The following is a 21,726-nucleotide window of genomic DNA, read 5'->3' on the forward strand; positions in this document are numbered from 1 at the left end:
AAACCACACTCCATTTATAGAGCGTGGTTTTTGTTTTAATAGGAATGAATATGCTTAAACAAATACCCATGACCATTAAAGGCGCCGAGCTTCTTAAGGAAGAGCTGCAACGTTTAAAAAGTGTTGATCGTCCGAATATTATCCAAGCTATTTCAGAAGCAAGAGCACAAGGTGACTTATCTGAGAATGCTGAATATGAGTCAGCAAAAGAACGCCAAAGTTTTATCGAAGGCCGTATTGCAGAAATTGAAGCAAAATTATCAAATGCGATGGTGATTGATCCCTCTACTATTGTTGGTGAAAATCAATGTGTATTTGGTTCAACTGTTGAAGCTCAGGATCTTGATACCGAAGATATTTTTACCTACCAAATTGTAGGAGATGATGAGGCTGATATTAAACAGAAAAAGATTTCAATCAATTCGCCGATTGCAAAAGCATTTATCGGAAAAGCTGTTGGGGATGTGGCCGAAGTGAATACCCCAGGTGGTGCCAAATCTTATGAGATACTCGATATCAAGTATCTATAAATGAAAACCCATTTTTGTATTAAACTAAAAACATCATGAAACAATGGTTAGAAAATTTAGCAATCATTACCGCAACCTTTTGGATAGGCGGCTTGTGGGTTGTAGGTATTGTGGCTTATGAGTTATTCAAACTGATACCTGAGGCACAACTTGCAGGCAATATTGCAGGACAGCTTTTTCGAATGATGGCTTATGTGGGTATGGCCGCTAGCATTTATCTTCTGATTCAACGTATATATCAGTATGGTACAAATGCATTAAAACAAGGTTTCTTTTGGATTATTGTTCTCATGCTTGTTCTTATTTTGATTAGTCATTTAGGCATTAATCCGTTGTTAGAAAAATTCAAATTAGACGCGATGCCAAAAGATGTCATGGAGAGTGTCTTTGCAGATCGATTTTCAACTTGGCATGGTATCTCAAGTATTGCGTATTTACTTGAGTGTTTCTTAGGTGTTTTTGCTATCTTAAAAATTAGATAATTATTTGGGCAATACTATCTTGGGCTCTGACGCCGCACGATAAACAATAATTTGTAAGCCGATATGATGGATAGCAGTGGCTTGAAGTGCCTCACATATTTCATTTAACATGGATTCACGAACTGACTTTTCGTCATTTTGGATTTTAATTTTAATCAACTCATGCGCTTTAAGACTAAGATCGATTTCTTTAATGACGGATGATGTTAAGCCTTTATTGCCAATTCTGACCACTGGATTTAATGTGTGCGCTAAGCTTCGAAGGTATGCAATGGCTTTTGAATTCAAGGTAGAAACTTCTAAAGATCTAAAGAATCGATTTTAACAGATGAAAAGAACAAGAACTAGCAAGGCCTGGATGCAAGAGCATGTGAATGACGCCTTCGTCAAACAAGCCCAGAAAGATGGCTTTCGATCGAGAGCTGCATATAAGCTCATGGAGATTCACGAGAAATATAAGCTTATTAAGCCCGGGATGAATGTTGTTGATTTAGGATCAACCCCAGGAAGTTGGTCTCAGGTGGCCGCCAAGCTTCTCCAAGGAAAAGGCCACATTATTGCTATGGATTTGTTGCCTATGGACCCTATTCCTGGAGTTGATTTTATCCAAGGGGATTTTAGAGAAGAGGCCTCTCTTAGAGAGCTTGAAGCCCGCTTAAATAATTCACCGATAGACCTTGTAATTTCGGATATGGCCCCCAATATTACAGGTATCAAGACAGTTGATCAGCCAAGTGTTATGTATTTGACCGAGCTGGCTTTAGATTTTTCTTTACAATGGTTGAAACCAGGCGGACATTTTCTAGTCAAAACCTTTGTTGGTAGTGACTTTGATGAGCTGGTAAAAAAGATGCGTCCTGAGTTTGAAAAGGTGATTACGGTGAAGCCTAAAGCTTCTCGTGATCGTAGCAGTGAAGTTTATTTGCTAGGCTTTGCAAAAGCTTAAAAAGTCTCAATAAAGTCACATAATTAGGTTTAAAATAAAGTGATTAAAACAGATGATACGAGGTCATCCATCAATTGAATAACAACACACTAAAAAGTATTGCCATTTGGGTCGCGATCGCACTCATTCTTATGACTGTTTTCAATCAGTTTTCGGGCTCTTCGAAAAATGATACTTCACTGGTCTATTCACAATTTATGGAACAAGTGAAAGATGGCAAGATCGCCAAAGTTGAAATTGATAACCACAAAATTAAAGGAACAACGAGCGAAGGTAAGAAATTTAATACCTATGCGCCGACAGATCCTTGGTTGGTATCTGATCTTCTAAAAAATAATGTCATCGTTGAAGCTAAGCCTGAAGAGCAACAATCGATCCTTATGAGCATTTTCATATCATGGTTCCCGATGATTCTTCTGGTAGGCGTATGGATTTTCTTTATGCGTCAAATGCAAGGTGGCTCCAAAGGTGGCGGCCCATTCTCATTTGGTAAGAGTAAAGCAAGACAGCTTGATCAAACTAACAATCAGACTACATTTGCTGATGTCGCAGGATGTGATGAAGCTAAAGAAGAAGTCACTGAGATTGTTGAGTTCTTAAAAGATCCAGGTAAATTCCATAAATTGGGCGGCCGCATTCCAAGGGGCGTGCTCATGGTGGGACCTCCAGGCACAGGTAAAACATTATTGGCTCGCGCCATCGCTGGTGAAGCAAAAGTCCCTTTCTTTACGATTTCAGGATCTGACTTCGTAGAAATGTTTGTAGGTGTAGGTGCTGCTCGTGTTCGCGATATGTTTGAGCAAGCTAAAAAAAGCGCACCATGCATTATCTTTATCGATGAAATTGATGCGGTAGGTCGTCATCGTGGTCAAGGTACCGGCGGCGGTAATGATGAGCGCGAACAAACACTCAATCAACTTTTAGTTGAGCTCGATGGCTTTGAAGCAAATTCAGGCGTGATTGTCATTGCGGCAACCAATCGTGCCGATGTATTAGATAAAGCGCTACTTCGTCCGGGACGTTTCGATCGTCAAGTGATGGTGTCACTCCCTGATATTAAAGGTCGCGAAGAAATCCTATTAGTTCATATGAGAAAAATTCCAGCAGATCCTGATGTGAAGGCAAGCATCATTGCAAGAGGTACGCCTGGTTTTTCAGGTGCAGACCTAGCAAACCTTGTGAACGAGTCAGCATTGTTTGCAGCGCGTCGTAATAAACGTACCGTAGATATGCAAGATTTTGAAGATGCTAAAGATAAAATCTTTATGGGCCCTGAAAGAAAATCACTCGTGATGCGAGAAGAGGAGCGCATGAATACGGCATACCATGAATCAGGTCATGCAGTGGTTGCAAAATTGTTACCTCATGCAGATCCGGTTCATAAAGTGACTATCATGCCTCGCGGTTGGGCATTAGGCTTGACATGGCAGTTGCCAGAGTTTGATCGAATCAGCAACTATAAGAATAAGATGTTAGAAGAGATTTCAATTCTCTTTGGCGGACGCATTGCTGAAGAGGTATTTATGAAGCAAATGTCGACAGGTGCATCGAATGATTTTGAGCGCGCAACAAAATTAGCACGTGACATGGTCACACGTTACGGTATGTCAGATAAATTGGGTACGATGGTTTATGTGGGTCAAGATCAGGATTCATTCTTTGGCGCAATGTCTTCTAAAACAATTTCTGAAGCTACTCAACAAAAAGTAGACGCTGAGATTCGCCGTATTCTAGATGAGCAATATAGTGTTGCGAGAAAACTGATTGAAAAAAATCGTCGTAAAGTTGAGGCGATGGCTAAAGCGCTGCTTGAATATGAAACCATTGATGCGGATCAGATTAATGACATCATGGCAGGTAAAAAAGCGAGACCGCCAAAACCTACACAAACACCCAATCCTCCTAAGAGCGACAAAGGATCTTCAGGTACGAAAGTAGCCGTGGTTCCTCAACCGAGCGCCAAAGGCTAAATGAAATCAAGGCTAGTTTATCTAGCCTTTGTTTTTTTATGATGCTGCAATTAAATAAACATGTCTTTGATTTAAAACGCCCACTGATCATGGGCATTTTAAATATCACACCCGATTCATTCTCAGATGGTGGCCAATACTTAACTTTGGATAGCGCATTAAAGCGCGCTCATCAAATGATTGAAGAGGGTGTGGATATCATCGATATTGGTGGTGAGTCGACTCGCCCAGGATCAGATCCTGTAAGTGCAGATGAAGAATTAAAACGTATCACGCCCATCATTGAGGCCTTAAAAAAAGAGTCTGACATTGCTATCTCTATCGATACTTATAAGCCTCAAGTGATGAAAGCGGTTATTGCTTTGGATGTGGCGATCATTAATGATGTGTATGCATTAAGTCAGCCTGGTGCTATTGATATCATTAAAGAGTCTAATGTCGGCATATGTTTAATGCATATGCAAGGCACACCTAAGACGATGCAGGTGAATCCTCAGTATACAAATGTTGTGAGTGAAGTGAAATTATTTTTAGAAGCGCGCGTAAATCATCTCATGCTTGAGGGTATTGATAAGTCACGCATAATTTTAGATCCAGGCTTTGGATTCGGTAAAACATTCGAGCACAATATAGAGCTTCTGCAACATCTAGAATCATTTCAATCCTTAAAATTTCCACTTCTGGTCGGGCTCTCCAGAAAATCATTTATTAGAAAAATTTTAAATGGCGACACTGATGATCATTTATCAGGTAGCCTCTCCGCGGCTATCTTTTCTGTCATAAAAGGCGCTAAAATACTACGAGTTCACGATGTAAAAGAAACAAAAAGCGCACTTAAAATTATCAATGTAGCGCAAGGCAAAACTTAATTATGGCAAGACATTATTTCGGCACAGACGGTATTCGAGGCGTAGTGGGGCACGATCCTATCACACCTGATTTCTTCATTCGTCTCGGGTTCGCCATCGGATCTATTCTAGTCAAAAATAATACGGATAAAAAAATTAAACATCCAAGTGTTGTCATTGGTAAAGATACAAGAGTTTCAGGTTATATGCTGGAGTCAGCATTAGAGGCTGGATTTATTGCTGCAGGCGTCAATGTGTATTTAACAGGCCCTATGCCAACACCAGCGGTTGCATATCTTACAAAAGCCTTAAGGTCGCAAGCAGGTATTGTGATCTCTGCCTCACATAATCCATTTCCAGATAACGGCATTAAAATATTTTCAGAGGCTGGAGAAAAATTACCTGATGCTTTTGAAGCGGAAGTGGAATTAGCATTAAGCCAACCTATTACAACAGTATTGCCTCACGAGCTTGGTAAAGCGAAGCGTGTAGATGATGCAGAAGGTCGTTATGTTGAGTTTTGTAAAAGTACATTCCCAGAAAAACTTAATCTTCGCGGACTCAAGATGGTGCTCGATTGCGCCCATGGTGCGACTTATCATGTAGCCCCTAAAATATTTTCAGAGCTTGGCGCTGAGGTGATCGCTATCGGTAATGAGCCTGATGGATTTAATATTAATCTCGATGTGGGTTCCACACATCCTAAAACCATCAAAGAAGCCACCTTAAAACATAAGGCAGATTTAGGTATTGCTTTTGATGGCGATGGTGATCGTGTCGTGATGATTGACCACTTAGGAAATATCATTGATGGCGATCAACTCCTTTTAGTGATCACACGTGCTTTAAAAGAAAAAAATCAATTAAAAGGTGGCGTGGTTGGAACACTCATGACGAATATGGCGATTGAAAAAGCGCTCCAAGATTTAGGCGTTGAATTTGTAAGAACGCAAGTAGGTGACCGTTATGTTTTAGAAGCCTTGCTTGAAAAAGGTTGGCTCATTGGTGGAGAAAATTCAGGACATATACTTACCCTTGATCAGCATTCAACGGGAGACGCTATCATCGCTTCCTTGCAAGTTTTAAAGTCTTTAAGACTTCTCAATCAATCACTTCATGAGGCGACCAAAGATTCACCGCTCTATCCTCAAGTACTAATCAATGTTGAGACACACAAAAAAATTGATTTAGAAAAAAATAAATCAATTCAGGATGCAGTAAAAAAGGTAGAAGTTAAATTGAATAGCAAAGGGCGAGTACTCTTGAGACCTTCAGGCACAGAGCCTAAGATTCGTGTCATGGTAGAGGGTGAAGATTTTGAGGCAGTCAAAAATCATGCGCACTTTATTGCTGACACAGTGAGGGAAGTTGCCTAACTAAAATCCAAATATTTTTAAATAGCCAATCATGAATAAAGGGATTTGTAATCCAAAGTTAATCATAATGGCTTTATCCTTACTTAAGTATCCTGTGAACGTCCAGCCCATCACCCCTAAGCTATGAGAAAAAATATTGTAAGGGTAGAGATTAAGATTGGTGAGAAGTAATCCTAATAAAATAAAAAAAGTAGCAAACCACTTTAAATTTTTTTTAAAGAATTTTCTTGTTGTATGGATCAATTTGACAGAACTAACCGAATTTACCTGTAATGTAATCTTCTGTTTCTTTTCTGCTCGGGTTGGTGAAGATCTTATCTGTCGCATCGAACTCAATCATCTCGCCTAGGTACATATAGGCTGTGTAATCAGAAATACGTGCAGCCTGCTGCATGTTATGTGTCACGACCAAGATAGATAATTTATTTTTTAATCCAGACATCAGCTCTTCAATATTCACTGTTGCAATAGGATCAAGTGCGGAAGTAGGCTCATCGAATAACATAATTTCAGGGTCAGTCGCTAAAGCACGCGCAATACATAAACGCTGTTGTTGACCACCGGATAAATTAAAAGCTAAATCTTGTAATCTATTTTTAACTTCATTCCAGAGCGATGCACCTTTTAATGCTTCCTCAACCTTATCATCAACAGCAGACTTTGATCTTTCACCACGTACCCTTAATCCGTAGGCTACATTCTCATAAATAGATTTTGGAAATGGATTGGGCTTTTGAAACACCATACTAATGCGCATGCGCACTTCAATGGGATCAACACCTTTAGCGAGCACGTTGGTGTTATCAGGATGAAGAAGGATTTGCCCTTCATAGCGATTACCAGGATAAAGATCATGCATGCGATTAAAGCAACGTAAGAATGTAGATTTACCGCAACCCGATGGTCCAATGAGGGCAGTGATCTTATTTTCATAGACAGGAAGACTTACATTTTTTAATGCCTTGGTTCCATCCGCATAAAAAAAGTTAAGATTCTTTGCTTCAGCTTTAATATTTAATTTATTTTCTGACATTTTTTTTCCTGTAAATAAAATTTACCATTTAATATTTTTTCTAATGCGATAACGTAACCAAATCGCTGTTCCATTCATAAGAAGTGTGAGCATGATAATCACGACACCCGCAGCAGCTGCGTTAATATGAAATGCATGCTCAGGTCGTGAGAGCCAGCTAAACATTTGAATCGGTAGAACGGTAAATCCAGACTGTAACCATTCAAAAGAAATAAATGGCGCTGAGCTGGAAATAGGCGCTGGCGGTAAGAACGCGATGAAGGTGAGGGCTCCCACAGTAATAATAGGCGCTGTTTCACCTAGCGCTCGAGCCATACCAATAATGATACCGGTCAAAATACCACCAAATGAATACTGAATGACGTGATGCAATACAACCTGCCATTTAGTCGCACCTACCGCATAAGCAGCTTCACGAATAGCAATAGGGATAGATCTAATAGCTTCACGTGTGGATACGATGACAATAGGTAACATTAAAAGACCGAGTGTGAGTCCCGCGGTGACAATCGTTTGTCCAAGATGAAATGTGTATACAAAAAGCCCTAGTGCGAGTAAGCCATAAATAATGGATGGCACACCAGAAAGATTGGTGACATTAATTTCAATAATGTCAGTGAACCAATTCTTGGGCGCATATTCTTCTAAATAAACGCCAGCCGCGACCCCCATAGGCACTGCAGTAATAAAGGTGACCAGCATAATCAGTAACGAACCCACCCATGCTGACAAAATACCCGCGTGTGCCGCACGTCTTGATGGAAAGTCTGTAAAGAATTCATAATTTAATTTAGGGTAGCCATCCATCACAAGATCGACAAATAGAATAAGCAATGTAAGGAGGGCGAATATGATGGTCAATAAACCAATCGATGAAAAAATAAAGTCGTTACGCTTATGCTTTCGAATCATAGCGCGCACTTCGTTAAGCGTTTTAGGCTTGATTAAACTAAATTCAGAGTCCATTTTATCTTTCACCATACATTAATATCTCTCTGCAAATCGTTTACGAGCCATATGACCTAGAATATTAAATAAGAAGGTCAGTAAAAATAAGACCATACCTGCTGCAAAAATACTCTGATAGCCTAAGCTGCCATGCGGCAAATCTCCCATCGCGACTTGCACGATGTAGGCTGTAATGGTCGCTGCCCCTTCGAGTGGATTAAAGGTAAAGCTAGGTTGCTGTCCTGCTGCGATCGCGACGACCATAGTCTCTCCGACCGCACGGCTGATCCCCAAAATATAGGCGGCAATAATGCCCGATGTGGCGGCGGGTGTGACGACACGAATCGCTGTTTGAAATTTAGTAGCCCCCATCGCATAAGAACCTTCTCGCATATTCATAGGCACTGCTCTCATAGCATCCTCCGCAACCGATGCGATGTAAGGGATAATCATGACACCCATGACAATACCGGCCCCTAGCATGTTAAACGTGGGTAAGTCAGGGTTTAACTTCTGAAGTAAGGGTGTCACAAAAAGAAGGGTAAAGTAACCAAAGACCACCGTAGGAACACCTACAAGAAGTTCTAGTATAGGCTTTACAGTCTCACGTGTTTTGTGAGATGCAAATTCAGAAAGATAGATTGCAGCAATTGTGCCAATGGGGATTGCAATCATGAGCGCCACGAAAGAGGTTGTGAGCGTGCCTGATACCAGAGGAAGGATGCCGTAGTGGGCATCTTCGAAGAGCGGGCTCCATTGCGTGCTCGTTAAGAACTCTACCACGCTGACCTCTTTAAAAAACCCTGAGGCTTCAGTGACTAAAATATAAACAATACCTAAGGTAATAAAAGTAGCAGCAAGCGCTGCAAAAAGCAGAATGATTTCGATGATGCGTTCAATAAAGTTTCGCTTAATATTTTTAGCGAGTCTTTTACTGATGGGTGGATCTTGTAATGGAGTGATTGCCAATTTATTTTTTCTTATAGAGTTACATAAAAATTATTGTAACGTTTCAAAGTTAAAAAAGGCGGCATTTATGCCGCCTTTTTTAATGGTTACTCACTTGCTTTAAAGGCCTTTCAATGCTTAGTCTTTGATGCGTTTAATAAGGTCTTCAATTTTTAAACCAACCTCAGCAGTGCCATTAAAACCTGAGCCAGATTTTTTACTTTGCCAGTGTTTAGATACCGCTGCGTACTCAGTAGAAGTGAGTGGAACGTATTTAACTTCCTTCACGAGCTTAGGGGCATTAGCGATATAGTATTCAACAAAAGCTTTCACATCTTTATCAAAAGCACCTTTAGCACCATTCACGTAGATAAATAAAGGGCGTGCTAACGGTTGGTATGTGCCATCCATCACAGTGGCTTCTGAAGGTAGAACACCATTCGTTTTATCTTTAGCCACGATTGCAACAGCATTAAGCTTATCTTTGTTTTCAAGGTAATACGCTAAACCAAAGTAGCCTAAGCCCCCTTTATCACCTGATACACCAGTTACTAACACATTGTCATCTTCGGACGCTGTGAAGTCAGAGCGACATGATTTAGCACGTCCATTAATCGCTTCTGTGAAGTAGTCAAAAGTACCTGAGTCAGCGCCTGGGCCAAATAATTTCATGGGTTGATTAGGCCAAGCTGGGTTTACATCTTTCCAACTTTTGACGGAGCTACCTGATGCCCAAATTTTGTTAAGCTCAGCCACAGTGATGGATTTTGCCCAGTCATTCGCTTTATTAGTCACGACTGTTAAAGCGTCGTAAGCGATAGGTAATTCAATAAAAGTGACGCCGCTCTCAGCACACATGTCCATTTCTTTTTTAGAAATCGGTCTTGAAGCATTTGAGATCATCGTTTCACCGCGACAGAATTTTTTAAAGCCACCACCTGTGCCTGAGACACCTACAGTGACTTTCGTACCTGTTTTCTTTTGGAAGTCTTCAGCAACGGCTTCAGTGATTGGGTAAACACTGGAAGAACCGTCAATTGAAATTGTTTTATCTGCGGCGTGGATGTTGAATGAGAATGTAAGGGTTGAAGCAACTAAAGCTGCCAAACCTAAGCTATTGATTTTGTTATATTTCATTAAAGGCTCCGGTATTTGTTTTAAGTGATTGAATCTAGAGTAAGTGTATGAGCTAATTGTGACAGATATATGACAGAAAATTAAGTAACCATTTAAATGTATAATTCTTTGTTTTTATAGATAAAAAGACCCATGGACGCAGAGACCCTTAACCTCATTGAGCACCGACTTAATGGATTAAATGAACGCCATCAAGCACTTAGGGGGTACCTTTGACTTTGACGTCAAAAAGTCTCGCTTAGATCAGATTTCAAAAGAACTTGAAGATCCCTCGATCTGGAATGATCAAGCCAAAAGTCAGACCTTAGGCAAAGAAAAGCGTGAGCTTGACTTTATTGTGAACGGACTTGAGACGCTTGCAATCAATTTGAAAGACCAGTGTGAGTTATTTGAATTGGCTCGCATTGAAAATGATGACGAGACGCTTAAAGTTGTTTTAGAAGAAAGCGACACTTTAGAAAAAAGTGTGGAGGCGATGGAATTCCGTCGTATGTTCTCTCATCCCATGGATGCAAACAATTGTTTCATTAACTTCCAATCGGGAAGTGGCGGCACTGAAGCGCAAGATTGGGCAAATATGCTTTTTCGCATGTATATAAGGTATGGAGAAAGAAAAGGATTTAAAGTAGAGGTGCTCGATATTTCAGACGGCGATATCGCAGGCATTAAAAGTGCGACATTAAAAATATCTGGCGATTATGCTTTTGGGCACTTAAGAACTGAAACGGGCGTGCATCGATTGGTTCGAAAATCACCTTTTGATTCTGGTAATAGACGTCATACATCCTTTGCAAGTGTCCAGGTGTACCCTGAGGTAGATGACTCCATTGAAGTGGATATCAATCCAGCAGATTTAAGAATTGATACTTTCAGAGCTTCAGGTGCTGGAGGCCAGCATATTAATAAGACTGACTCAGCGGTTCGTATTACGCATATACCCACCAATACGGTTGTGCAATGTCAGGATGATAGATCGCAGCACCGCAATAAAGCAGAAGCAATGAATATGTTACGCGCACAACTTTATGCGTTAGAGTTAAATAAACGCAACGAAGAAAAACAAGCGCTGGAAGATGCCAAAACAGACATAGGCTGGGGACATCAAATTAGAAGCTACGTGCTCGACCAATCGCGCATTAAAGATTTACGAACCGATGTTGAAGTAGGTAATACACAAGGTGTGCTTGATGGTGACCTTGATCCATTTATTAGTGAAAGCTTAAAGCAGGGAGTGTAAAAAGTGTCAGAAGAAAATCAATCGATAGAGCAAAATGAAAATCACGTCATATTAGAGCGACGTGAAAAATTAAAAAAATTGAGAGAGGCTGGCGTTGCATTTCCAAACGACTTCAAGCCCCAACATTTTGCAAAAACTATTCATGAAGCGTTTGGTTCTCAAGGGAATGATACGCTTGAACCTAAAGCCGTTGAAGTCATTGTGGCAGGTCGTATGATGTTAAAGCGTGTCATGGGTAAGGCAAGCTTCGCAACACTTCAAGATGGATCGGGACGCATCCAACTTTTTATCTCAAAAGAAAATATTAAAGATCATGACGCAGAAATAATTTATGAAAATTTTAAACACTGGGATCTTGGAGACATCTTGGGTGCGAGTGGTGTCTTATTTAAAACTAAAACAGGTGAGCTTTCTATTCGCGTGAGTCATTTAAGATTGCTCACAAAATCGATTCGACCCTTACCTGAAAAATTTCATGGACTTGCAGATCAGGAAGTGAAGTATCGTCAGCGTTATGTTGATCTCATTATGAGCGATGAGACAAAGCAAACATTTTTAACAAGATCAAAAATCATGAGTGGCATTCGAGCGTTCATGGTCAAGCATTGTTTTAATGAGGTGGAGACACCGATGCTCCATCCGATTCCGGGCGGTGCTGCAGCGAAACCATTTATTACGCACCACAACGCGCTTGATATGCAAATGTATATGCGTATAGCACCTGAACTTTATTTAAAGAGATTAGTGGTAGGTGGTTTTGATCGTGTGTTTGAAATCAATCGTAATTTTAGAAACGAAGGATTGAGTGTAAGACACAACCCGGAATTTACTATGATGGAATTTTATGCAGCCTATACAGATTACAACTGGCTCATGCAATTCACAGAAGATTGTATCCGTGATGCAGCGATGATTGCTTTAGGAAAGACTACCATCGAATATCAAGGTAAAGAAATTAATTTCACAGATCCGTTTGAGCGACTCACCATCGTGGGCGCAATTAAGAAATATGCTTCTCAATATACAGACGTTCAACTTCATGATGAAAAATTTCTACGTACCGAACTTTTGAAATTCGATCACAAAGCATTCGATCACGTAGGTCTGGGTGCTCTACAGCTAGCGCTTTTTGAGGCCACAGCCGAATCTCAACTTTGGAATCCAACTTATATTATTGATTACCCAGTGGAGGTATCTCCGCTTGCTCGTGCGTCGGATAACAATAAGGACATCACAGAGCGTTTCGAGCTCTTCATCGCAGGCCGTGAAATTGCAAATGGTTTTTCTGAGTTGAATGACTCAGAAGATCAAGCGCAACGTTTCCATCACCAAGCTAAAGCAAAAGAAGCGGGAGATCTTGAGGCGATGTTTTATGATGCTGATTTTATTCGGGCGCTTGAATATGGCATGCCACCCACTGGCGGATGTGGTATCGGAATTGATCGACTCGTGATGCTTCTTACAGATAGCCCTTCGATTCGTGATGTGATTTTATTCCCGCACATGCGTCCTGAGGTAAATTAGTAGATTCAAAGTTTACGAGAAATTTTTTTAGATCATCTCTAATCACTCAACATTTTTTTCTAGAAAAGTATTTGTTTCTTTAATCTTGATTGAAGATCGAGGGCATTCAAAGAAGAGTTTGCCCGCTCACTGGCGAGATAGAGACAGTGGAAGTTATATGCGTTGTCGTCTTATTTAAGCCTCTTAAATTTAAGTTACATTCGATTAAAATTATTTTCATCCAAAAAAACTCAATCATATTTTGTTCTCATACAGATTTCATTATCCTTAATAGCTTTAAATAGGTTTGAAAGGCAGCTGTTGTTTTTTTACAACAATTAAACATTTTTTTTAAAAAAATGACTTGTAATAATTCTTTGTCATATAAGTGTCATATTGCCCCTGTAGTGTTCATACATCTTAAAAAATAACATTTCTGAGAAAACTTTTAAGAATTTTATAAAAAGGGGTAACACATGCAATTTATTCATAAAAAATTAGTGGCTGCAGTATCTGGCGCTGTCTTTATTATGGCAGGTCAATTAGCCTTGGCGGATAGTACGAATGATCTTGTCGATGCGCTCGTTACAAAAGGCGTGTTAACGGAAGAGGAAGGGAAGCTATTAACCAAGGGCCATCAAGGCGAAGTGGATGGCACAAAGAAAAAAGAAAAAAGCTATGCCAGAGGTTCGTTCAACTTCCGCGGTTATACCCAAGCCCGTAATACCCCTGTCATAAGTGGTGACGATGGTATCAATTTATGGTCAGACCGTTCCGTAGGTGATGATTCCTCTTTAAATAATCAAGATCATAACTTTTTGATCCGTCGAATGCGTATGATTTTCTATGGTGATGTGGGAGACCGTTTGTATTATTACGTTCAACCAGACCTTGCGAGTTCTATTGGTGGCACCTCGAACTCAAACGTAAGTGGCGCGGGTGGCTTTGCACAGTTGCGTGACGCCTACGGTGATATTTACATTACTAAAAACAAGGTACACCGAATCCGTGTAGGTCAGTCTAAAGTCCCATATGGCTTTGAAAATATGCAGTCTTCTCAAAACCGTCTGGCTTTAGATCGTGTGGATGCCATGAACAGTGCGGTCCGTGATGAGCGTGACTTAGGTGCATTCTATTACTACACCCCTGAAAACGTTCAAGCCCTATTCAAAGAGATTCAAGATGGAGGCCTTAAACATAGTGGTAATTACGGTATGTTGGCATTGGGCATTTATAACGGTCAAGGTGCCAATGCACGTGATATGAATGATAACTATCATGTAGTTGCGCGTGCCACCTACCCATGGAAGACAGAAAGTGGTCAAATCTTTGAGATGGGTATCCAAGGCTACCATGGTGAGTATGTGCCCGTCGCAAGGACATATAACGCCACTGGTGGCACCACTGCTACTCTTGCTACCGCTGATATCGGTAGGATAACTGCTACTTCTGGTGGTGCCACCCTAGTGACGCGTCAACCTAGATTAGCCGTAAGTAACGGTATAGCAGATGAACGGGTCGGCTTAAGCTTTATGATGTACCCTCAACCATTCGGGCTAGAAGCAGAATGGAACTGGGGCAAAACACCAGGTCTTGATATAGCAACAAATACTATTCAAGAAAAAAGTCTGAACGGTGGTTATGTTCAAACGATGTATAAGATTGATAACTTTAAATTCCTCGATACGAACGGTACATTGATCCCATTCCTCAAATGGCAGTACTTTGACGGGTATAACAAGGCTGAAGACAACGCCCCACGAAACCAAGTGAACGACTGGGAGCTTGGTATGGAGTGGCAGATTGCCCCAGAGGTTGAGCTAGTGGCTGAATACCATAGAATGAAACGTAATAATCTAGTTACAGGTAATACAAATAATAGATTGGATTATGCGAGATTTGAGGCTGATGTGTTGCGTCTTCAGCTTCAATGGAATTACTAGTTAACTATTAAAAAATTAAACTTAAATAAATCTGAAATTGATAGGCGCTATAATTTTTTTATAGTGCCTTTTTTTACTATTCATGCCTCTGGCGCGTTCCTAACTCTTCCTTAGGGACAAAATCAATTCTTCGTTTTAACCCTTAATACCGTTTAAAAAAATTTTAACCTTTTGCCTATACCTCCATTTTGTTTTACCTCCTAGAAATGTTTATAGGTAGTGCATTTTAATTTTCTTAAAAATAATTGCACTCATTTGCATCATCGATGCACCATGAGCATGCGAATCAACACCTTTAAGTTTTACGTTATCCCCGCAATTTTTAGAGCCTAACCTCCCACTTTAGCGGCTAAATAAGCTTGTCGAGACATTCGCGATAGTTGGCACAGTAATTGCTCACATAGTAAGTAAGAGCAACAGCGAAGTTTTTAAATACGTTGTTGCATATCAAGCTTACTAAGTAGGAGTGCAATATGAATAAAAAGGCCTTGGTTTTATTATGTTCGACATTGCTTAGCTTTTGTTTATGGAATGAAGCGTTTGCCATGCCAGAAGAGAGTCTGTTGCATGAATTAAACGCTCAGGTGTTGCGTGTAGAGGTTAAACATAACAATGGAAGTAATGGCTTGGGTTCAGCTGTCGTGATTGCAAAAGATCAAGTCATTACCAATTGCCATGTGGTTACGGACGCTAAAAATATCAAGGTGTTGGCGCATGGTGAAGCGCTCAGCGCTTCTGCAATAAAACCAGACTGGTATCATGATTTATGTATTCTCACAGTGGAAAACCTAGAGGCGCCGATTGCAAAAATGGGTGAGAGCAAACATTTACATTATGACACCCCGATTTTGACAGTGGGTTATCCTAATACAACATCTCAGCCAATCAATACCTTTGGTAAAGTTAAAGGACTTTTTCCAATGGATGATAGTTTTATTATTCGTGCAACAAGTACTTTCAAATTAGGCGCCAGTGGTGGCGGTATGTTTGACGAAGAAGGACACCTCGTAGGGATCATTACCTTAAAAAGTCGCGGCGGTGAAATCCATTACTACTACATGCCTGTTGAGTGGGTTCAGGCTTTGATGCATAAACCAGCACAAGTTCTGGGGGCACATAACGAAAAGCCATTCTGGGCGATGGCAAGCGAAAACCGTCCCTTCTTCATGCAAGTGGTGCAACCTTATGTGTCACATGATTGGGATGTATTAATGAACATTTCCAATGCATGGGTAAAACAAGAACCCAATACGGCAGAGTCTTGGTTCTATTTAGCAATCGCTGAGTTTGAAACTAAACATTATGATGAAGCTGAAGCGCACTTCAAAAAAGCACTGACGTTTCACCATCATGACGAAGAGACCATTGCATATTTAAATAAGATTACTGAAAGAACTGCTGCTATGAATGTTAAGCCAAATCAAATGGCATTGTTAAGTAATTGATAACATTCTCAATAGAACAATAGGCTTCTACCGATTTTTATATTACTCATGTATGTGAGGTGAGTGAGTGATAGGTTTGATTTCTTTATTAAGTGCTTTGAGTTGACGGTAAAGTATGCGTGTTTCAAGGAGATTCCACACACGTAGCATGGCCTCAATGGTATCGAAGGGCTTAGTTAAAAAATCTTTTGCACCTAGTGCGAGCGCTTTTCTTTTTGCAACGATGGTGGCATCCGCCGTTAATACCAATACTGGTAAGTACTCATCCTTAGGAATATGGCGTGATAATATTTCTAAGACAGCATAGCCATCAAGCTCGGGCATCATGAGATCAAGTAGAATCAAGTCAGGCTGAAAGGCTATAAATAAATCGAGTGCACGTGTAGAGTCTGTGGTACTAATAATCTGATGAAAACCTTCTCTTGTGAGCAAGTCTTCTAATAGCTTTAAATTAGCCTCAGCATCATCGACGATTAAAATTTTAGTATTTAAAATATCGGTTTCATTCATTTATTTTTTTCCTTCAGATCCTATGAGTTCTCTCACTTTTTTACTGAACACTGCAACATCTAACGGCTTGGTCATGTAATCGACAACACCATTTGATTTCAAGCGCTCCATAGTTTCGGGTAATGCATCTGCACTTAAAATCATCATGGGTATATTTTGGAATTCTGATTTTGATTTCACATGATTCACCAGATCTTCACCAGAGCCATCGGGCAAGTGAAGGTCTATCAAAAGTAATGATGGCACCATTTCTTTTAAAAAGCGTTTAGCATCCTTAATGGTCGCTACACTGTGAATGCGTAAATCTTGCTGGCGATGAATAATGGCCTCCACCAATGCACGGTTACTCACATTGTCTTCAACATAAAGAATTGAGCTATTCTTAAGTAACTTAAAAGATTGTTTGTCATGGGTATCATGGTTTAATTCGCTGGATGTATGGCTTGCACTCGTTGCCGGAATTTCTATCCAGAAAAGACTTTTATCTTTGGCTACATCAATCTTGCCATTCATGGCTAGCATAATCTGTTTCGAGAGCGCTAAACCCAAGCCCGTCCCTTCAATTTTGGTATTCTCGGCACCCAGTCTCTCAAAAGGCGTAAATAATCTTTCTCTTAATTGAGCAGGAATACCAGGCCCACTATCCTGAACCTCGATCACAATGTGGTCTTGTTTGCGGTAGGCATTCAATGCTACAGAGGAACTCACTGGGCCATATTTCAGTGCGTTGGAAAGTAAATTCAATATCACTTGTAAAAGTTTTTGTCGGTTCGCTTTTGCCCAAAGATTCGGAGCAATATTACATTTAATTTCTATGTCGCGAATTTTTCCTATAGGCGAGATATAGTGTGTTGCTTCTTCTAATAGTTCATTAATTGGAGTCGCTGTTAATTCTAGAGAGGTTTCGCCTGATTCAATGCGCGCAATTTCCAGTACCTCATTAATCAGTTTGAGTAAGTGTTGTCCAGCACCTCTAATCAGCGAGACACTGTCACGTTGTTTGCCAAGTGGTAAGTCCTGCTCTAATAGCTGCGTAAATCCTAGAATAGCATTGAGTGGGGTTCTGAGTTCGTGACTCGTTCTAGATAAAAACATACTTTTTGAAGCGCTCGCTTCTTCCGCTTCATGCCTTGCTTGCAGAGCGTCACTAATATTTTTTGCGAGTAATTGTGAAGCTTGCTCTAACTCATCTGATAGCTGTCCTAGTTCGTCTTTGCTACTCGAGGCTATATCCAGCGCTTCTGCGCGTGCTAAGTGACCTGCATTATCTCGAAGGAGACGCACACGTTTAACAATAGTGCGAGAGTATATCCATACAGCCATAAGTGAACCAATGATACCGGCAATCGCAGCGATCAGTGTCACGGTAATATTTTGTTGGCGCTGCAAAAATATTTCTTGTTGATCTTGCTCAGCTAGGAGTGCTTCTTCAGTGTTGAGCGCCTCGATTTCTTCTCTCAGTTTATCCAGCGTGGCTACTTGAGATTTAAATTGTGCAATTAATTGATTCGAGGCAATCGCAGTTTCATGACTAGAGAGCGCCTTTAAGTCTGCTAAATTTTTAGTGACGAGTGGCAAGATTTTAGATAGTCGCTCTTTTTGCTCGTCGTTTTCTAGTCGCTCTTCCAAGGTGGTGATGATTTTCGGTAGTTTTTTTTCTGCCTCAAAAAAGATACCTAGAAAGTGTTTGTCACCGGTCAGTAAGAAATCTCTCACACCAGTTGAGGCTTCTAGGAGTTGGGTATGAACGGTTTGAATATCACGCTGATTTTGAAGTGCACGTTTAAGTTGATTTTCGAGCTTGGTAGATTCTAGCTCGCGTATGAAGAGTGAAGTTAAGGAAGCCAGTAATATCGCTAAGGGTAGCGCAATCACAATGACACCCTTGAAACCTAACGGCAAATTCTGCCATGCTTTTTCAAGCCAGCGTGCTGGCGGAAATTTTTTTATTTTAGCGTTTGTAATTTGATTGTTCATCTTAAGAAATTTAATCTATGGATTCACGTATTGAAATAATTTTAAAATTTAAGATTTATAACCTAGCTCAACAGCTTTTACAGCGGCCTGTGTTCTGTCTTTGACACCAAGCTTATTGAGTATACGCTCCACATGTATTTTTACAGTCCCAGACGCAATGCCTAGTTTATGACCTAATTCTTTATTACTCAATCCCGCTGGTAGCAGTGCAAAAATTTCTCGCTCTCTTGGGGTAAGCGTTTCCAGAATGGATTGATCTGATTCACTTCGAGCTATTCCTTGATGTTGAGAGATTGCAAGTGCAATGATGCCAGCTACAGCGTTTAAAGAATCTTTCTCTACATGACTGAGTGTAAGTTTTTTCCCTGATAATCCAATGACACCTTTAGCATGCTGTCCGATTGCAATAGGAACTAAACACTCATGATGAAGGGGATCTAAGTGTGTCCATAACTGCGTATTTTTGTTTTCATAGAGTGTAAACTGCACTGGATTTTTTAGCATTTGCGCTAGTATACCCATCATGGGAATTCTGGCTCCCACAGGGAGCGTTTGACCAATTTGAGTATAGATAACGAGTTTGCCCATATTTTCTATGGCAAGCACAGCTTGTTGCGCTGACACAAGGTTACATAAGGAGTGCAGTAGGCTCGATGCGGTATTTACATTCCACCCCTGCATGAATAGTTGTTGACCAAACTCTAAGTAAAGACGTAAGTGTGACTCATTTGACTCCGTCTCTCTGAGGCTCTGCCTGAATGCGCGTGCACTTGAAAGCTGCTTGGGGTTATTTTTGATTTCATTTGCCATATGCCGATCAGTATACACCGTTCTACCTATTTTGGTAGATTTTTCCTTGCCTAAGACCGCACATAATGCACTCCATGAACAAAGGTATTAAAACTAACTAAAAATTAAAATTAACTAGGAGATCATTATGAAAACTAAAAATCTAATCGCAGTATTATCAGCTGGAATATTATTAGCAGTAGCTAGCGCTTATGCAGATGAAAATAAAGATACTAAATTTAATATCAATAATCAAAATCTTTCAAAACGACCATATAGTCAGGCACCTATTGAGTCTAAGAAAGATAATTTTGAGGGTGCGACATTGATCAATGAGCAAGTGGAGGAAGACACAAAACATAAGCCCATGCGTCTTCATATGCTCGGTAGACAACCGTATGCCGTGAAAAATTCGGACTAATAAAACTTTAATATATAGATAGCTTCTTGATCCTTCCGATCTTTCGATCGGAAGGATTTTTTTTGTATTAACGTTGGGTCTAAGTAATGCCTTAGCGTATTATTAAGAAAGCTTAAAAAACTATAGAAGCACTCCATTGGATTATTTAAAAGCATAAAATTACGGATTTGACTTGAATCAGCCGCTGAAATATTTACAAAAATTAAACACGAGATAGTTGATGACTAAATTTTTATTTTACATTCTATTCTTTTTAAAAACTTTTTTAATCATTGATAGTGTGCATAGTGCAGAAACGATTCAGCATAAGCTCATCGATGAACTTCATCAGGACTGGCATATAAAATCTCTCATAAACGAAGAGACAAATGCAAATAAAAATCAGTATCGATTAGTTGCATCTCCTGATGGTATTGGAGTGCTAAATAAAAATAATGATCTCATATCAATATTCGTCAATCATGAGATTTCAAGTGATCAGGGAATTATTAGATCACACGGGAGTAGGGGTGCTTTCGTTTCGGAATGGACACTTGACATAAGATCTAAAAAAATTACCTCAGGCAATGATCTTATTAAAAAAGCTAAATTATGGGATCGTGACAAAAAAATATTTGAAGTAATCAATAACGCTTCCATTCATAAATTATGTTCAGGTGATCTTCCAAGTCAGTCAGCATTTTTTGACACAAAAAAAATGAAAGGATTTAAAGGGAGATTTTTTTTAAGTGGTGAAGAAGATCGAAACGGAGGAAGAGCTTTTGCGCATATTGTTTCAGGACCTGAAAAAGGAACATCCTATGAGCTTCCCTATCTAGGTAAATCCTCTTGGGAGAATTTGTTAGCACACCCTAAGAGCGGTGAGAAAACAATCGTGGTGGGTATGGATGACAACAAGGACGGTCAAGTTTATCTTTACATAGGAGAAAAAAAATCGAAAGGCAATCCAGTGGAGAGAGCCGGTCTTATGTATGGCAACCTCTATGGGATTAAAGTGATTGGTGATCGATTTAATTTAGTTGAACTAGGTGATGTATCTCAAATGTCGGGTAGCGAGATAGAGCAGCTAGGACTTGAAAAAAATATTATGCAGTTTAAAAGACCAGAAGATGGAGCGTGGGATACACTCAATAAAAATGTCTTCTACTTTTCTACTACAGACAAGATTGATGGCATGAGTCAAATCCTTCAACTCACATTCGATGACATCAATAATCCTAAGCAAGGGGGCTCGATTCAATCTATTCTGAACGCTTCAGAAATTGGTGCGCAGATGTTTGACAATATCACAGTGTCTGATAACGGAAAAATACTCATTAATGAGGATCCTGGTAATCATGAGCACCTCGCATCAATCTGGGAGCTTGATCCTCATACGAAAAAGACTACAAAACTTTTTTCAGTGAAGCCAGAGTTTTTTCAAGACCAGAATCATCCTAATTTCTTGACGATGGATGAAGAACACTCAGGTATTGTTGAAATTACAAAGCATCTAACACATGCGCCTTGGTATAAAAAAAATGAGCGATATTTTCTAGGTACGCTCCAAATCCATAAAAAAATAAATGATCCAGAGTTAATAGAGCTAGGAGAGCTTTATCTTATTTCAGGCCCAAAATAAGATAGTTTTAAATTCTTCAATTATGTAATTAATAGCTCTCTAAAAAAGAAAGCGAAAGTAAT

21 protein-coding genes are annotated in these 21,726 nt (G+C 39.9%); 12 read left to right on the forward strand and 9 right to left on the reverse strand.

All coding sequences use genetic code 11. From position 1 onward, the window contains the following. Positions 1–50: 50 nt before the first annotated feature. Together greA and FIT61_RS02070 are read left to right on the forward strand one after the other, a co-directional pair. Positions 51–530, forward strand: a complete 480-nt coding sequence (gene greA / locus FIT61_RS02065; protein WP_139873191.1) for a transcription elongation factor GreA — start codon at positions 51–53, stop codon at positions 528–530. Between the two features lie 35 nt (positions 531–565). Next, positions 566–1,012 carry a DUF4149 domain-containing protein gene (locus FIT61_RS02070; protein ID WP_139882924.1) on the forward strand — a complete coding sequence of 149 codons (447 nt, stop codon included), beginning with the start codon at positions 566–568 and terminating at the stop codon, positions 1,010–1,012. Here FIT61_RS02070 and FIT61_RS02075 read toward each other — a convergent pair whose 3' ends face one another. Then, a complete protein-coding gene (locus FIT61_RS02075) occupies positions 1,013–1,300 on the reverse strand; it encodes a YhbY family RNA-binding protein (RefSeq protein ID WP_139882926.1) in 288 nt (95 codons plus the stop codon). It lies immediately after the preceding gene. 40 nt (positions 1,301–1,340) lie between these two features. Between FIT61_RS02075 and FIT61_RS02080 the strand changes: the two genes are divergently transcribed. From FIT61_RS02080 to glmM, 4 genes are all read left to right on the forward strand, one after another. Next, the gene (locus tag FIT61_RS02080) at positions 1,341–1,958 is read left to right on the forward strand and encodes an RlmE family RNA methyltransferase (protein ID WP_139882928.1); all 618 of its coding nucleotides are present in this window, start codon (positions 1,341–1,343) and stop codon (positions 1,956–1,958) included. A gap of 131 nt (positions 1,959–2,089) precedes the next feature. After that, entirely contained in the window at positions 2,090–3,928 is a 1,839-nt protein-coding gene (gene ftsH / locus FIT61_RS02085; protein WP_187351837.1) for an ATP-dependent zinc metalloprotease FtsH, read from the forward strand. Between the two features lie 38 nt (positions 3,929–3,966). Continuing rightward, complete coding sequence (folP, locus tag FIT61_RS02090) at positions 3,967–4,797, forward strand: dihydropteroate synthase (RefSeq protein ID WP_139882930.1); 831 nt, start codon at positions 3,967–3,969, stop codon at positions 4,795–4,797. A 2-nt stretch (positions 4,798–4,799) separates the two neighbouring features. Beyond that, on the forward strand, positions 4,800–6,152 hold the full coding sequence (gene glmM / locus FIT61_RS02095) for a phosphoglucosamine mutase (RefSeq protein ID WP_139882931.1): 1,353 nt from the start codon (positions 4,800–4,802) through the stop codon (positions 6,150–6,152). Here the strand turns inward: glmM and FIT61_RS02100 are convergent, their stop codons facing one another. The 5 genes from FIT61_RS02100 to FIT61_RS02120 all read right to left on the reverse strand — a co-directional run bounded on the left by FIT61_RS02100 (position 6,153) and on the right by FIT61_RS02120 (position 10,218). Then, on the reverse strand, positions 6,153–6,395 hold the full coding sequence (locus tag FIT61_RS02100; RefSeq protein WP_223259481.1) for a DUF6552 family protein: 243 nt from the start codon (positions 6,393–6,395) through the stop codon (positions 6,153–6,155). Between the two features lie 10 nt (positions 6,396–6,405). Then, a complete protein-coding gene (pstB, locus tag FIT61_RS02105) occupies positions 6,406–7,185 on the reverse strand; it encodes a phosphate ABC transporter ATP-binding protein PstB (RefSeq protein WP_139873198.1) in 780 nt (259 codons plus the stop codon). Positions 7,186–7,206: 21 nt separating this feature from the next. After that, a complete protein-coding gene (gene pstA / locus FIT61_RS02110) occupies positions 7,207–8,166 on the reverse strand; it encodes a phosphate ABC transporter permease PstA (RefSeq protein ID WP_420886460.1) in 960 nt (319 codons plus the stop codon). A 3-nt stretch (positions 8,167–8,169) separates the two neighbouring features. Further along, positions 8,170–9,096 (reverse strand): phosphate ABC transporter permease subunit PstC, encoded by a 927-nt coding sequence (gene pstC / locus FIT61_RS02115; protein WP_139883919.1) that lies wholly within the window; start codon positions 9,094–9,096, stop codon positions 8,170–8,172. Between the two features lie 123 nt (positions 9,097–9,219). After that, positions 9,220–10,218: a PstS family phosphate ABC transporter substrate-binding protein gene (locus FIT61_RS02120; protein WP_139873199.1), complete on the reverse strand. Its 999-nt coding sequence runs from the start codon at positions 10,216–10,218 to the stop codon at positions 9,220–9,222. A gap of 132 nt (positions 10,219–10,350) precedes the next feature. Here FIT61_RS02120 and prfB point away from each other — a divergent pair. The 4 genes from prfB to FIT61_RS02140 all read left to right on the forward strand — a co-directional run bounded on the left by prfB (position 10,351) and on the right by FIT61_RS02140 (position 16,346). Further along, positions 10,351–11,455, forward strand: a protein-coding gene (gene prfB, locus FIT61_RS02125) for a peptide chain release factor 2 (RefSeq protein WP_139882932.1) whose coding sequence is annotated in 2 segments (ribosomal slippage) — positions 10,351–10,431 and positions 10,433–11,455 — 1,104 coding nt in all. Because the reading frame shifts where the segments join, the coding sequence is not laid out codon by codon here. 3 nt (positions 11,456–11,458) lie between these two features. Next, positions 11,459–12,979, forward strand: coding sequence for a lysine--tRNA ligase (gene lysS / locus FIT61_RS02130; protein WP_139882934.1), 1,521 nt, complete (start codon positions 11,459–11,461; stop codon positions 12,977–12,979). 509 nt (positions 12,980–13,488) lie between these two features. Next, positions 13,489–14,901, forward strand: coding sequence for a porin (locus FIT61_RS02135; protein ID WP_244925222.1), 1,413 nt, complete (start codon positions 13,489–13,491; stop codon positions 14,899–14,901). A gap of 473 nt (positions 14,902–15,374) precedes the next feature. Further along, on the forward strand, positions 15,375–16,346 hold the full coding sequence (locus FIT61_RS02140; RefSeq protein WP_139882937.1) for a trypsin-like peptidase domain-containing protein: 972 nt from the start codon (positions 15,375–15,377) through the stop codon (positions 16,344–16,346). A 42-nt stretch (positions 16,347–16,388) separates the two neighbouring features. Here the strand turns inward: FIT61_RS02140 and FIT61_RS02145 are convergent, their stop codons facing one another. The 3 genes from FIT61_RS02145 to FIT61_RS02155 are packed head-to-tail and all read right to left on the reverse strand — an operon-like array spanning position 16,389 to position 19,643. Further along, complete coding sequence (locus tag FIT61_RS02145) at positions 16,389–16,856, reverse strand: response regulator (protein ID WP_139873204.1); 468 nt, start codon at positions 16,854–16,856, stop codon at positions 16,389–16,391. After that, positions 16,857–18,833: a hybrid sensor histidine kinase/response regulator gene (locus FIT61_RS02150; RefSeq protein WP_139882939.1), complete on the reverse strand. Its 1,977-nt coding sequence runs from the start codon at positions 18,831–18,833 to the stop codon at positions 16,857–16,859. A gap of 48 nt (positions 18,834–18,881) precedes the next feature. After that, positions 18,882–19,643 carry a response regulator transcription factor gene (locus FIT61_RS02155; RefSeq protein ID WP_139882941.1) on the reverse strand — a complete coding sequence of 254 codons (762 nt, stop codon included), beginning with the start codon at positions 19,641–19,643 and terminating at the stop codon, positions 18,882–18,884. A 127-nt stretch (positions 19,644–19,770) separates the two neighbouring features. Here FIT61_RS02155 and FIT61_RS02160 point away from each other — a divergent pair, with 127 nt between their 5' ends. Together FIT61_RS02160 and FIT61_RS02165 are read left to right on the forward strand one after the other, a co-directional pair. Beyond that, entirely contained in the window at positions 19,771–20,043 is a 273-nt protein-coding gene (locus tag FIT61_RS02160) for a hypothetical protein (protein WP_139882942.1), read from the forward strand. A gap of 220 nt (positions 20,044–20,263) precedes the next feature. Next, entirely contained in the window at positions 20,264–21,664 is a 1,401-nt protein-coding gene (locus FIT61_RS02165; protein ID WP_139882944.1) for a hypothetical protein, read from the forward strand. The last annotated feature ends 62 nt before the right edge of the window (positions 21,665–21,726 follow it).

The organism is Candidatus Methylopumilus rimovensis (assembly GCF_006364615.1).
GTDB lineage: Bacteria > Pseudomonadota > Gammaproteobacteria > Burkholderiales > Methylophilaceae > Methylopumilus > Methylopumilus rimovensis.